Source organism: Limnohabitans sp., assembly GCF_036804465.1.
Classification (GTDB): Bacteria; Pseudomonadota; Gammaproteobacteria; order Burkholderiales; family Burkholderiaceae_C; genus Limnohabitans.
The window spans coordinates 149,720-162,442 of the sequence record NZ_DAIRSK010000002.1 but is presented as its reverse complement, the minus strand read 5'-3'; the positions used below and the strand labels follow the sequence as shown (position 1 = coordinate 162,442).

At 57.3% G+C, this 12,723-nt stretch carries 17 protein-coding genes; 10 read left to right on the top strand and 7 right to left on the bottom strand.

The genetic code is table 11. The features are described 5' to 3' along the window. Positions 1–5 precede the first annotated feature (5 nt). Genes V7Q41_RS01950 through thiD form a run of 4 tightly spaced genes read right to left on the bottom strand, consistent with a single transcriptional unit; the run spans position 6 to position 3,113 of the window. Positions 6–356: a DUF6172 family protein gene (locus tag V7Q41_RS01950; RefSeq protein WP_333842093.1), complete on the bottom strand. Its 351-nt coding sequence runs from the start codon at positions 354–356 to the stop codon at positions 6–8. Positions 357–408: 52 nt separating this feature from the next. Further along, on the bottom strand, positions 409–867 hold the full coding sequence (locus V7Q41_RS01945; protein WP_333842090.1) for a hypothetical protein: 459 nt from the start codon (positions 865–867) through the stop codon (positions 409–411). Beyond that, positions 864–2,159 carry a glutamate-1-semialdehyde 2,1-aminomutase gene (hemL, locus tag V7Q41_RS01940; RefSeq protein ID WP_333842089.1) on the bottom strand — a complete coding sequence of 432 codons (1,296 nt, stop codon included), beginning with the start codon at positions 2,157–2,159 and terminating at the stop codon, positions 864–866. Before hemL ends, V7Q41_RS01945 begins: the two co-directional genes overlap by 4 nt. Before the next feature lie 12 nt (positions 2,160–2,171). Further along, positions 2,172–3,113 (bottom strand): bifunctional hydroxymethylpyrimidine kinase/phosphomethylpyrimidine kinase, encoded by a 942-nt coding sequence (thiD, locus tag V7Q41_RS01935; protein ID WP_333842086.1) that lies wholly within the window; start codon positions 3,111–3,113, stop codon positions 2,172–2,174. A gap of 15 nt (positions 3,114–3,128) precedes the next feature. Here thiD and V7Q41_RS01930 point away from each other — a divergent pair, with 15 nt between their 5' ends. Further along, complete coding sequence (locus V7Q41_RS01930; protein ID WP_333842084.1) at positions 3,129–3,332, top strand: rubredoxin; 204 nt, start codon at positions 3,129–3,131, stop codon at positions 3,330–3,332. Between the two features lie 5 nt (positions 3,333–3,337). After that, a complete protein-coding gene (locus V7Q41_RS01925; protein ID WP_333842082.1) occupies positions 3,338–3,985 on the top strand; it encodes a hypothetical protein in 648 nt (215 codons plus the stop codon). Between the two features lie 69 nt (positions 3,986–4,054). On the opposite strand, the gene V7Q41_RS01920 is transcribed toward V7Q41_RS01925, so the two are convergent. Next, the gene (locus tag V7Q41_RS01920; RefSeq protein WP_333842080.1) at positions 4,055–5,542 is read right to left on the bottom strand and encodes a cryptochrome/photolyase family protein; all 1,488 of its coding nucleotides are present in this window, start codon (positions 5,540–5,542) and stop codon (positions 4,055–4,057) included. Between the two features lie 22 nt (positions 5,543–5,564). On the opposite strand from V7Q41_RS01920, the gene V7Q41_RS01915 reads away from it, so the two are divergent. From V7Q41_RS01915 to V7Q41_RS01890, 6 genes are read left to right on the top strand one after another with little or no spacing between them, the layout of a single operon-like run. Further along, positions 5,565–6,257, top strand: coding sequence for a YqgE/AlgH family protein (locus tag V7Q41_RS01915; protein ID WP_333842078.1), 693 nt, complete (start codon positions 5,565–5,567; stop codon positions 6,255–6,257). Beyond that, entirely contained in the window at positions 6,254–6,691 is a 438-nt protein-coding gene (gene ruvX / locus V7Q41_RS01910) for a Holliday junction resolvase RuvX (protein ID WP_333842074.1), read from the top strand. The genes V7Q41_RS01915 and ruvX overlap by 4 nt, the downstream gene beginning before the upstream one ends. Continuing rightward, on the top strand, positions 6,688–7,194 hold the full coding sequence (gene pyrR / locus V7Q41_RS01905) for a bifunctional pyr operon transcriptional regulator/uracil phosphoribosyltransferase PyrR (protein ID WP_333842071.1): 507 nt from the start codon (positions 6,688–6,690) through the stop codon (positions 7,192–7,194). The genes ruvX and pyrR overlap by 4 nt, the downstream gene beginning before the upstream one ends. 9 nt (positions 7,195–7,203) lie before the next feature. Further along, on the top strand, positions 7,204–8,166 hold the full coding sequence (locus V7Q41_RS01900) for an aspartate carbamoyltransferase catalytic subunit (RefSeq protein WP_333842070.1): 963 nt from the start codon (positions 7,204–7,206) through the stop codon (positions 8,164–8,166). Further along, entirely contained in the window at positions 8,163–9,479 is a 1,317-nt protein-coding gene (locus V7Q41_RS01895) for a dihydroorotase (protein ID WP_333842068.1), read from the top strand. Before V7Q41_RS01900 ends, V7Q41_RS01895 begins: the two co-directional genes overlap by 4 nt. Then, on the top strand, positions 9,479–10,210 hold the full coding sequence (locus tag V7Q41_RS01890; protein WP_333842065.1) for a lysophospholipid acyltransferase family protein: 732 nt from the start codon (positions 9,479–9,481) through the stop codon (positions 10,208–10,210). Before V7Q41_RS01895 ends, V7Q41_RS01890 begins: the two co-directional genes overlap by 1 nt. On the opposite strand, the gene V7Q41_RS01885 is transcribed toward V7Q41_RS01890, so the two are convergent. Both V7Q41_RS01885 and V7Q41_RS01880 read right to left on the bottom strand, forming a co-directional pair. Beyond that, a complete protein-coding gene (locus V7Q41_RS01885; RefSeq protein ID WP_333842062.1) occupies positions 10,207–11,493 on the bottom strand; it encodes an NAD(P)/FAD-dependent oxidoreductase in 1,287 nt (428 codons plus the stop codon). The two genes, V7Q41_RS01890 and V7Q41_RS01885, sit on opposite strands and share 4 nt — an antisense overlap. Positions 11,494–11,505: 12 nt before the next feature. Next, positions 11,506–11,841 (bottom strand): c-type cytochrome, encoded by a 336-nt coding sequence (locus V7Q41_RS01880; protein ID WP_333842060.1) that lies wholly within the window; start codon positions 11,839–11,841, stop codon positions 11,506–11,508. A 94-nt stretch (positions 11,842–11,935) separates the two neighbouring features. Here V7Q41_RS01880 and soxY point away from each other — a divergent pair, with 94 nt between their 5' ends. Together soxY and soxZ are read left to right on the top strand one after the other, a co-directional pair. After that, on the top strand, positions 11,936–12,391 hold the full coding sequence (gene soxY, locus V7Q41_RS01875; RefSeq protein ID WP_333842058.1) for a thiosulfate oxidation carrier protein SoxY: 456 nt from the start codon (positions 11,936–11,938) through the stop codon (positions 12,389–12,391). A gap of 14 nt (positions 12,392–12,405) precedes the next feature. Then, positions 12,406–12,723, top strand: a complete 318-nt coding sequence (gene soxZ / locus V7Q41_RS01870) for a thiosulfate oxidation carrier complex protein SoxZ (RefSeq protein WP_333842055.1) — start codon at positions 12,406–12,408, stop codon at positions 12,721–12,723.

The window sequence follows — 12,723 nt, the reverse complement described above, 5'->3', positions numbered from 1 at the left end:
AGCGATCAATCGTCCAAGTCGTCAAAGCCATCAAATGCGTGACGTTCTTGGTGTTCCTTTGCTTCACCCGCTGGTCGCTTGGTGCGCACGCCAGGCTTAGCCAGTAGCTCTAAATAAAACTGCGTGGCTTGGTTGGCCACAGCGTTGTCAATGCAGGTGATGACGTTGGCCATGTGCACCACTTCAGCGGTTTCTTCGGTCAAGCCAAATTTGCAGTCGAAGTCCCAAAAGTCAGCGCCATCAGGCACGTCCCGGCGGCGTTCGCGTTTGAGGTATTTGCGGATGTCGTGTTTGATGGCCTCAAGCAAGCGCTCAGGGTGTTTGCCTTCAGCTTTAAGTTGGAATGTTTTTTTCATGGGTGTCCTTTGGGGAAATACGCCGTGTCAGGACGAGAGTCTAAAAATGCAATCAAGGCTTAAAGCGGTATTTGAGTTGGAAGCTGATCGCGCCGTGTAATTGGTTTTGCACGGTGGGCACGAAGCTCACATTCATTCCCAATTGTTGTCCCTCTATAGCGATGACAGGGATGAGTGCCGGAAACCAGCCGCCTTGATTGGCGTTGGGGTAGCCGTTGAATCCGCCCACCACCGCACCTGCTTTGAACGACCCGATCTCAAAAGGCATGACATACAGGCCCACATAGTGGGAGGTCGCGCGGTTGCTGTTTTCAAACACACCTGCGGTGAACGCGTAGGTGTTGCTCAGGGGCACCTCAATGCCTAGACCTGTGTTGACGTTGTTGAGGTTTTTGTCACGCTCAAAATGCAAGGAGTAAAAGCCTGGGTTGACCCATGTGCGTGCCAAATCAAGGGCTTGCGCCGCCGGCAACACGGCCGCAGTGGCTAGGGCAAGGATGAGTTTTTTCATAGCTGCGCAAATACCTCTGCGGCTACCGCCACGGTCTGCGCAATGTCAGCGTCCGTGTGTGCAGCGCTGACAAATCCTGCTTCATACAACGCAGGGGCGATGTAGACGCCACGGTCGAGCAAGCCGTGAAAGAGTTGGTTGAACTTGGGGCTGTCGCTGGTCATGACTTTGGCGTAGTTGCTAGGCAACTCGGGCAACAAAAAGAAACCAAACATGCCGCCTTGGCAGTCGCCGCTAAACGCCACGCCCGCTTGGGCGGCTGCAGCCGTCAGGCCATCCACCAAGCTTTGCGTGCGCGCTCCCAGTGTTTCGTAGAAGCCAGGTTTGGCAATTTCTCGCAAGGTGGCCAGGCCACAGGCTGTGGCCACAGGGTTGCCGCTCAAGGTGCCGGCTTGGTACACAGGGCCTGTGGGTGCGAGTTGCTGCATGATGGCGCGCGGGCCACCAAATGCGGCCAGTGGCATGCCGCCGCCAATGACCTTGCCCAGCACGGTGACATCTGGCTTGAAGCCTGGAATGAGTTTGGCATACACGCTTTGCGCGCTGCCCAGAGCCACGCGAAAACCCGTCATCACTTCGTCAAACACAAACAAAGCGCCATGCTCAGTGCACAGCTCACGGCAGCGTTTCATGAAGGGAACGCTGGCACGCACAAAATTCATGTTGCCTGCAATCGGTTCGATCATCACACAGGCCAGTTCTTTGCCGTGAAGCGCGAAGGCTTGCTCCAGTTGCTCGATGTTGTTGTATTCCAGCACCAAGGTGTCGCGCACCACTTCGGGCGGCACACCCGCGCTGGTCGGGTTGCCAAAGGTGGCGAGGCCAGAACCCGCTTTGACCAACAACGCATCGGCATGGCCGTGGTAGCAGCCTTCAAACTTGATGAACTTGCTACGCCCCGTTGCGCCCCGTGCCAAACGCAAGGCGCTCATGCCAGCCTCGGTGCCAGAGCTGACCAAGCGCACCATGTCCATGGACGGCACGTGCTTCAAAATTTCTTCAGCGAGTTCAATTTCGCGCTCAGTGGGGGCGCCAAACGAAAAACCATCCAGGGCCGCTTTTTGGACAGCCTCCAACACCACCGGATGACCGTGGCCCAAAATCATGGGACCCCAAGAGCCGATGTAGTCAATGTACTGTTGGCCATTGGCATCCCAAAAGTAAGCGCCTTGCGCACGTTGAACAAAGCGAGGCGTACCGCCTACCGCGCGAAACGCGCGCACGGGGGAGTTCACGCCACCGGGGATGACTTGGGCAGCGCGGTCAAACAGGGTTTGGTTCAGATCGGTCATGGAGTTTGGGAATTAATGTTTGGTTTCGTGACGGGGTAGCGAGAAGTCTTCCGCGGTGGCGGGCAGGCCGTCGGCGGCATCACCTTCCTCGCCTTCAGCATCCTCTTCGGCCCAAAACATGCGGTCGGGCAGCACGTGGCCCATGCCTGGTCTGAATCCACTGTTGAGGCTTTGGTCGAGGTAGTTCAGCGCTTCGCGGGAGGCTAACTCGAGGTCGGTGCCGGCGGCCAGCACGGCAGCCAATGTGATGCTCAGCGTATCGCCCGCACCCGAAAACAAGGCATCAAAGCGCTCAAAACGTTCGCTCATGATCACCGTGTGGGCAGTCGCCAAGGCGTTTTCAATGTGTTGGTCGGGGTGGTTGATGCCCGTCACCAACACATAGGGCACGCCCACTTCGGCGGCAGCGCGCGCAATGTCACGTGGACTGGGGCTTTTCTCGTTACTCCAATCTGGCAATAGCCAGCGCCACAAGGTGTTGTGGTTGCCCACCAACACGGTGGTTTGGGGCAAGATCAGCTCGCGAAAGGCGTCTAAGTAATCGTCAATCTTTTCGTCTTCCCACCACGAGAGGTTGGGCATGTAAGCCACCACGGGCACATCGGCATAGTCGGTGCTGATTTCGGCAATCACACTCAGGTTATCGGGGCTGCCGCAAAACCCAACTTTGATGATTTGCACCCCCACATCTTCCAGCACGCTGCGTGCTTGCTCGGCCACTGCATCGTCATCAAAGGCGATGTGGTCAAAAATTTCAGCCGTGTCGCGCATGTAGGTGCCAGTCACCACAGGCAGGGCATGTGCACCCACGGAGGCCGCAGCCAAGATGTCAGCAGACAAGCCACCCGCCCCGCTGGGGTCGTTGGCATTGAAAACCAAAATACAAGGAGGCGCTCCGCTGGTTTCGTCAGACAGGGCAATTTCGGTGGGGAGGGGGGTATTTTCTAGCGCCATAAGTGGGTCGATACAATGCAAATCATTCTATGCGTTGATGAAAGAAATACTGTGGCAAATACCTGGATGTGTCTGATTTGTGGATGGATTTATGACGAAGAGGCCGGCGCGCCAGAACACGGCATTGCCCCCGGCACTGCTTGGGCCGATGTCCCCATGAATTGGACATGTCCAGAGTGTGCAGCGCGCAAAGAAGACTTTGAAATGGTGCAGATTTAAAGGCCATGCAAGTTCGCGCGCAGTTTGAAAGCCATGTGCTGGCCTTGCTGCGACAGCGACCTGCCTTGAATCTGCAAGCAGCACGCGAGCTAGAGCTGTTGTGTCAGCGACAGCTAGACGCTGAGACCTTGGCAGCTTGGCGCACTTTTTGGTCGCTGGCCACCCATTTTTTTGAAGGCCTGCGTTTGGCCCCCAATCGCAGTTTTCAAGAGTCCGAGGCAAGTGCGGCCTCTCAGGTGTTAAGCGGGTTGCAGCTGCGAGAGCAGCTCAAGCAGATCGACAAGCCGGTCGACGAGACGCTGCAAACCATCAACCATCTGCTATTTTTAGAGCAAGCCGATGTGATTTCGCAGCGTTTGGTGAGCATCCTCAATGATTGGTCCGAGTCGCCTGAGTCAGACCTGCCCATCGAAGCCCAGCTGGATGTGCAAAGCATGGCCCAACTGGCTGACGATGTGCAACTCACTGCCGTTCAACAAGTGGCCGATGCTTTGGCGCTGCAACTCGCCCGCTTGCGCGCCAAGCGTGTGGCCGAGGACATCAAAACCAGCCTCAGCGGCGCCCAAGAGGTCGGTCGTCTGTTGCAGCATTTTGCCGTGGGCAGTGTGCGCGAGGCCCAGCCACAAGTATTGGCCGCACTCAGAGCCAAATAAGCGCTGATGAGCTTGGGCTAAGTCAGATGACTGCGCCCGAGGCTTGTTGGGCCAAATGGCCGAGTTGTGTCATTGACTTTTTTTGACCACTGCGTAGCGCTCCAATGTGCGCGAGCGCGCCTCGGCGTGGTCCACGATGGGTTTGGGGTAATCGCGCCCCAACGCCAATCCTGCCGCTTCGAGTTCTATAGGTTTGGCCAACCACGGCGCGTGAATGGCTTTGTTGCTGAGCTTGGCCAATGCGGGCACATAGCGTCGGATGAACTTGCCTTCGGGGTCAAATTTTTCACTTTGGTTGGTGGGGTTGAAGATGCGAAAGTAGGGCTGCGCATCACAGCCGCTGGAGCTGGCCCATTGCCAGCCGCCATTGTTGGCGGCGAGGTCAAAGTCGTTGAGGTGTTGCGCAAAGTAGCGCTCGCCCCAGCGCCAGTCGATGCCAAGGTCTTTGGTCAAAAAGCTTGCCACCACCATGCGCAGTCGGTTGTGCATATAGCCGGTTTGGTTGATTTGCGCCATCGCAGCGTCTACCAGCGGATAGCCCGTGCGGCCCTCGCACCACGCTGCGAATAATTCTTTGGCGTGCTTGTTTTGCTCCCATTTGATGTCGTTGTACTCGGGCTTGAAGGCACCTGTCACCACGCGCGGGTGGTGGTGCAAGATTTGATGATAAAAATCACGCCAAATCAGCTCTGACAGCCACACCTCTGCGCCTGCCGAGCCCACCCGCATGCGCTTGAGCGCGGTGGATGCCAATTGGCGAATCGACACCGTGCCAAAGCGCAAGTGCACGCTCAAATAGCTGGGGCCTTTGACGGCGGGGAAGTTGCGGGTTTCGTCGTAACGGTCCATGCGATCGAAGAAATCTTCAAACAAAGCCAAGCCGCCCGGGCTGCCTGTTGGCACATGCAAGCTGCTGAGATTGGTGGACGCAAAGCCAATATCCGCCAAGCTTGGCACGGGCAGTTGGTAAGCTGGGGGTCGCGCAGCCAGAGCCTTGATGTATTTGCCCACCGGGTAAGACTTTAAAAAGTAGCCGTTCACTTTGTTGAGCCATGCGTTTTTGTAAGGGGTGAACACGCCGTAGGGCTTGCCCATTTGGGTCAGCACCTCGCTGCGCTCAAATACCACGTGGTCTTTGAAGGTTTGAAAACCAATACCAAAGTTGGCTAAGCCGCCCCGCACCTGGGCGTCGCGAGCCAAGGCGTCAGGCTCGTCATCATGGTTGGCAAACACCTCTTGCACGCCCAGTTCATGGGCCAGGCGTGGCACTTCGTGGGCGGCCAAGGCGTGGCGCACAATCAGGCCTGCACCCGCTTGGCCAGCCACGGCGTGCAGCTCGGCGTCTAGTGCTACCAAGGATTCTCGGATGAACTCCACACGGCGGTCTAGCCGAGGCAGGCTGTCCAAAATGGCCTTGTCGAACACAAACACGCAGTGCACCTGTGTGCAGCTTTTGAGCGCGTGAAACAGCGCTGCGTTGTCAAAAGCGCGCAGGTCCCGGCGAAACCACATCAGCCCTTTGGGCACATGGGGCGAATGATGTGTGAGCTTTGGCATGTTCACCCTTTAAAATTGCTGCATGACTGCTGATTCTGCCTCCATCAACCTGACGCATCATTTTTTGATTGCCATGCCCGGTTTGGAGGATGAGACGTTTGCCAAAAGTGTGGTCTATGTGTGTGAGCACAGCGAACGCGGCGCGATGGGATTGGTGATCAACAAACCCGGTGAACTGTCCATGAAGGGTTTGTTCGAAAAAGTCGATTTGCCTCTGCATCGCCAAGACCTGATGAATGCCTGCGTTTTGAAAGGTGGCCCCGTCCACACCGAGCGCGGCTTTGTGTTGCACGACGCATTATGGAACCATGAGGCCGAGTCCTTGGGCCAAACCCCTGTTCAACAATCACTGATAGAAGCCCAAGCACCTGCAGAGTTGGCCCAAGAGGCGTCAGCTCTCCTCGCTGTGAGCGACAAAGAATCGGTCTACGCCTCCACCATGAGCATTCCCGGTGGCTTAGAGATGACCACCTCCAAAGATGTGCTCGAAGCGCTGTCCATGGGGGCAGGACCCAAACGTGTGTTGATTTCGCTGGGCTACTCGGCTTGGGGTGAAGGCCAACTGGAGTCCGAGCTGGCCGAAAACAGTTGGCTGACGGTGGGCGCAGACATGGCGGTGATTTTTGACACTCCGGTCGAGCAACGCTACGAAAGTGCGATGAAGTTGTTGGGCCTGGAATCGTGGATGCTGTCCAGTGAAGTGGGGCACTCATGAGCGCGCAAGCTGCGCCCTTGGTGTCCGCGGCCAAACTTGCAGTGCCCGACCACTTTCAATCATTCTTAGCGTTTGACTTTGGCGTCAAACGCACAGGCGTGGCCTATGGCAGCCGCTTGTTGCATGAAGCACAACCGCAGGCAACAGTCAACGCCGAGGGCGAAGCTCGCTGGCCCATCATCGCGCAGCGTATCGCCGACTGGCAACCCGACGCACTGGTGGTGGGCGTGCCGTATCACCCCGATGGTGCAGCGCACGACAACACCGCCAAGGCCAAAAAATTTGCGCGTCAGTTGCACGGACGTTTCAAATTGACTGTGTTTGAAGTGGACGAGCGCTACAGCACTACCGAAGCCCAATCCCAAGGCGCCAAGGATGCAGATGCGGCATCGGCATGCATCATCCTGAATCAATTTTTTCGAGAGAACTTATGAGTATCCACGGAAACCTCATGCTGGACGCAGAGAGCTTGTACACCGAGCTCTTGAAAGGCGTGCGCAGCATGCTCACGCCTTCCACACGCTTGGTGGGCATCACCTCTGGCGGCGCTTGGTTGGCGACACGGTTGCAAAAAGACTTGGGCCTGGAGGGCGAGGCAGGCAGCATTTCGTCAGCCATGCACCGAGACGACTTTGCGCAGCGCGGCTTGGCGGATGGCGGCCAAACCAAGCTGCCGTTTGAAGTCAACGGCGCGCACCTCATCGTGCTGGACGATGTGCTCTACACCGGCCGCACCATCCGCGCGGTGCTCAATGAATTGTTTGACTACGGACGTCCTGCTCATGTGCAGTTGGCCGTGCTGGTGGACCGCGGTGGCCGCGAACTGCCGATTGAGGCTCAATTTGCCGCGGCCCGTGTGGCCTTGCCTGCCACCCAATCGCTTGCGTTGACCAAAGACGAAAACGGGCAATTCAATTTTTCAGTCGAGAGCGAGTAAAGGCCTGACATGCTCTACAAACGCAACCCACAACTCAACAAAAATGGCGAGCTGATTCACCTGCTCTCCACCGAAGGTTTGTCGCGCAACATCTTGACGCATATCTTGGACACTGCGGCCAATTTTGTGTCTGTCAATGACCGCGAAGTCAAAAAAGTGCCGCTCTTGCGGGGCAAGAGCGTGTTCAATCTGTTCTTCGAAAACAGCACGCGTACGCGCACCACGTTTGAGATTGCCGCCACGCGTTTGTCGGCGGATGTGTTCAACCTCGACATCGCGCGTTCATCGGCGGCCAAGGGCGAGTCGTTGCTCGACACGATTGCCAACCTGAGTGCCATGGCGGCTGATATTTTTGTGGTGCGCCACAGCGAGTCGGGTGCGCCTTACCTGATCGCCGAACACGTGGCACCGCATGTGCACGTGATCAACGCGGGTGACGGCCGCCACGCTCACCCCACCCAAGGTTTGCTGGACATGTACACCATCCGTCATTACAAAGGTGATTTCACCAACCTCACCGTGGCCATCGTGGGTGACGTGTTGCACTCGCGTGTGGCGCGCTCGGACATCCACGCACTCACCACACTGGGCTGCGCCGAAGTGCGCGTGGTGGGCCCCAAGACCTTGGTGCCCAGCGATTTGTCGGCCATGGGTGTGAAGGTGTTCAACAACTTGGAAGAGGGCATCAAGGGTTGCGATGTGGTGATCACATTGCGCTTGCAAAACGAACGCATGAGCGGCGCGTTGTTGCCCTCGAGCCAAGAATATTTCAAATCGTTTGGCCTCACGCCAGACAAGTTGCTACTGGCCAAACCCGACGCCATCGTGATGCACCCTGGCCCTATCAACCGAGGGGTGGAGATTGACTCTGCTGTGGTCGATGGGCCACAAAGTGTCATCTTGTCTCAGGTGACGTTTGGCATTGCAGTGCGCATGGCTGTGATGTCGATCGTGGCGGGGAATGAAGCATGAATATCTTGATTCAAAACGGCCGCGTCATCGACCCAGCCTCTGGCTTTGACCACATCGCGGATATCGCGGTGGCGCATGGCCACATTCTTGCCATTGCCAAGCGTGGCGAAAGCTTGCCCGCCGATTTCAAAGCCGAACACACGATAGAGGCCAAAGACTGTATCGTCGCCCCCGGCTTGGTGGACTTACAAGTGCGCTTGCGCGAACCTGGCTACGAACATGAAGGCATGCTGGCTTCTGAGCTCATGGCCGCTGTAGCGGGCGGCGTCACCAGCCTCGTCTGCCCACCTGATACCGACCCTGTGTTGGACGAGCCAGGTTTGATCGAGATGCTCAAGTTCCGTGCCGAAAAACTGCACCGCGCGCGCGTGTTCCCATTGGGCGCTCTCACCCGCGGCTTGAAGGGCGAAGTGCTGACCGAAATGTCAGACCTCACGGATGCAGGTTGTGTGGGCTTTAGCCAAGCCGAGGTGCCACTGGAAAACACCCAAGTGCTCCAACGCGCTTTGCAATATGCATCGACCTTTGGCTACACCGTGTGGCTGCGTCCGCAAGAGCTTCACTTGGGGCGTGGCGTGGCCGCCAGCGGGCCGCTGGCCACCCGTTTGGGTTTGGGCAGCGTGCCAGTGGCAGCAGAGACCATTGCACTGCACACCATCTTCGCGTTGATGCGCACCACCAAAGCCCGCGTGCACCTGTGCCGCATCTCAAGTGCTGAAGGCGTGGCGCTGGTGCGTGCTGCCAAGCATGAAGGCTTACGCTTGACTGCGGACGTGAGCATCAATTCGCTCCACCTGAGTGACCATGACATTGGCTACTTTGACAGCCGTGCACGCGTCACGCCAGTGTTGCGCCAACAGCGCGACCGCGATGCCCTGCGCGCCGCTTTGGCCGATGGCACGCTGGACGCGTTGGTGTCAGACCATACGCCCATCGACATCGATGGCAAGGCTCTGCCGTTTGCCGAGGCCGAGTCGGGGGCAACCGGTGTGGAGCTGTTACTCAGCCTTTCGCTCAAGTGGGCGCAAGAAAGCAAAGTGAGCGTGCTGCGTGCCCTTGACGTGCTGACGGCGCAACCGGCCAAAGTGTTGGGCCCAGTGCAGGGCCAGAGTGAGAGTTTGGGTCAGTTACACGTGGGCGGCGTCGCCGACGTGGTGGTATTTGACCCAGCCGTGGAATGGCAGGTCACTCCCGATGCCTTGCACAGCCAAGGCAAACACACCCCGTTTGCGTTTGACATGACGGGCATGGTCATGCCCGCACGCGTCAAAGCCACCTTGGTGGCGGGCCGCATTGCCTTCAGGGGGACGTGATGAAGCACCTGTTGGCCCTTGTCAAATTTGTGCGCGTCATTGGCTGCATCTTGGTGGCGTATTGGGATATTCGTACCCAATTTCCTAACTACAGCGACGATCAGCAAGCCCGTTATGTGGAGGTGTGGGCGCGCGGCATGTTGGCGGTGATTGGCATTGAGGTTCGTGTCAAGGGCCACCCCGCAACGGGGCCTGTGCTGATGGCGGCCAACCACATTTCTTGGCTCGATATTTTGGTCATGCATGCCGCTTGCCATTGCCGCTTTGTGGCCAAGGCTGAAATTCGTGGCTGGCCTTTGCTTGGCACGCTCACCACGGGCGGTGGATCGCTCTACATTGAGCGATCTTCCAACCGCGATGCCTTGCGCGTGGTGCATCAAATGGCTGAGGCTTTGCAACAAGGCCATGTGCTGGCGGTGTTCCCCGAAGGCGGCACGGGCGACGGCATCACGTTGCTGCCGTTTCATGCCAACTTGTTGCAAGCCGCGATTTCGGTGAATGCGCCCATCCAGCCCATTGCCTTGCAGTTCATCGATGCGCGCACCCATCAAGTCAGCCTAGCCCCGTGCTATCGCGATGATGACACCTTGATTGGGTCACTTTGGCGCACGCTGTGCGCGCCGCCTTTGCTGGCGCAAGTGCGCTACGGCGACAAGCAAACAGCCGATGGACGCAACCGCCGAGAGTGGGCGCTAGAGCTGCAATCGACGGTGGCTGCGTTACGGACTTAAAGCAAGCTGTCAGCCCAAATGTTTTGCGCCCAGTTCCAAGCGTAAACACCTTCTAGTTCGTTGGGTGCGGTGGACACACCACCCGAACCTGGCACGGTTTTGAAGGTCTTGTCTTTGGCATCGTATTGATGCACCGAGGCCACGTGCACCACCAGCTTGTCGTTCACAAAGCTGTAGCAGGTGTTGGTGAGCAAGGGGTCTGGGTTGACGGGCAAATCTGACAACTGCGCCACGATGGCCGCTGCAGTGACCTTGCCGTGCGAGTTGGCCATGTGACCCGACTTGGGCATGGCGGGGGCCAACAAAATCGAGTCGCCAATCACGTGCACATCTTTGGCTTGCGTGGATTCAAAGGTTTGGTAGTTCACACCGCACCAGCGTGCGTTGGCATTGGCCAAACCGCTTTGAATCGCAATCGTGCCTGCACGCATGGTGGGCAAGATGTTGATCACATCGGCCTTCACATCGCCTTGCACTTCAAACTTGAGCGTCTTGGCTTTGGCATCCACGGCCACAGTTTTGTGTTGGCCGCGGTATTCCAACATGCCTTTGTAATTGTCAGCCCAATACTTCTTGAACAACGGGCCTTTGGAAGTGACATCTGGGTTGGCATCCAAGATCAGCACCTTGGACTTGGGCTTGTGTTGCTTGAAGTAATGCGCCACTTGGCTGGCACGCTCGTAAGGGCCGGGCGGGCAGCGGTAGGGCGCTTCGGGAATGGTGATGGCAAACACGCCACCATCGTCCATGGCTTCGAGCTGCTTGCGCAACGCCAAGGTCTCGGCGCCTGCTTTCCATGCGTGCAAGATTTGCCCAGATGCATTGGCGGCTTGCAAGCCTTCCACGCTGTTGAGCATCATGTCGATGCCTGGAGAGAGCACCAACTTGTCGTAGCGAATGCTGGGGCCGCTGGCCAAGGTGACGGTTTTCTTGACAGCATCGATGCTGGCCACATAGTCGCGCACCACGTTCACGCCGTGGTTGCCTGCAAGCTTGTCGTAGGGCGTGGTGATATCGGCCATGGTCTTGCTGCCGCCAATCACCAAGTTGGACATGGGGCATGACACAAAGGCTGAATTGGGTTCAACCAGCGTGACATCGATTTGGTAATTGGACAACATGCGGATGTATTTGGCGGCTGTCGCACCGCCATAACCACCCCCCACCACGATCACACGCGCTTTGTCAGGAATGCGCCCTGTCGAGGCGCAACCCGCCAATGAACCCAAAGCGCTTAAAGAACCGATTGCCAAAGAGGCTTGAACAAAACTGCGACGTTGCATGAGGGGATCCTTTTAGCGTTTGAGGCTGGCGTAATAAGTGGCGATGCTGTCGATTTGCGCATCGGTATAACCTTTGGTGAGCTGATGCATCACCGTGGCTGGGCGCGTGCCTTCTTTGAACGCTTTCATTTGCAAGACCATGTAGTCTTTGGGCATGCCAGCCAACGAGGGAATGGCTGAGCCTTGAACGGCGCGACCTTCTGTGCCGTGGCAGTTGGCGCAGGTGGCAGCGGTGGCGCGTTGGTGCAGCGCATCGGCTGTAGTTTGTGCGTAGGCACTTGAAGCGAAACAGGCAGACATGGCGGCCAACCAGGCCAAGCGGTGTCGCACAGAGAAGCGTTGTGTCATGGTGAACTCCAGCCCATCTAAAAATTGAAAAAAACAGCCATTGAGTCTAAACGGATTTGCTAGGGCAAAATACGCTTTTATCCCGAAAACCCCTATGTTGAACCGACGTCAAACCCTCCAACACAGCTGGGCAGTGGCCACGCTGCTGGGCACAGCAGGCCTGGTGCCGTTCAAAGCCATTGCCTATGACAAAGCTGCCTTTGAAGCCAAATCGGTGGCCGCAGCGCTCAAAGCCCTGGGCGCGTCAGCCCCCTTGGCCAGCGCGGATGTGACCCTGAACGGTCCCGAAATTGCAGACAACGGGGCCAGTGTGTTGTTGAGCTTTGGCACCACGCTGCCCAACGTCAAGCGCGTGCTGCTCTTGGTTGAAAAGAATCCCGCAGCCCTGGTGGCCAACTTTCAAACCAGCCCTGTGGTCGACAGCCAATTTTCTTTGCGCATCAAGATGAGCCAATCGTCCGATGTCTTTGCTGTGGCTGTGACGCAAGACGGCAAAGCCTATTTCGCCAAGCGTGACATCAAGGTCACCTTGGGTGGCTGCGGTGAGTAACGAAAGGAACACCTATGTCTGAAGCAACGCGTATGCGCATCGTTCCCGCCGGCAACAACGCCACAGTGCGTGTGTTGATGAGCCACGAAATGGAGTCTGGCCAGCGCAAAGATAGCGCTGGCAAAGTCATCCCTGCATGGCACATCCAAGACGTGACGGTTTTGCTCAATGGCAAATCGGTGATGACGGCAGAGTGGGGCACCGCGGTGTCTAAAAATCCGTTTTGGCAATTCACCCTCAAAGGCACCAAGGCGGGCGATAAGGTGGCCATTCAATGGAAAGACAGTCGTGGCGAGAGCCGCAGCGACGAGGCAACCGTCGGTTCAATTTGA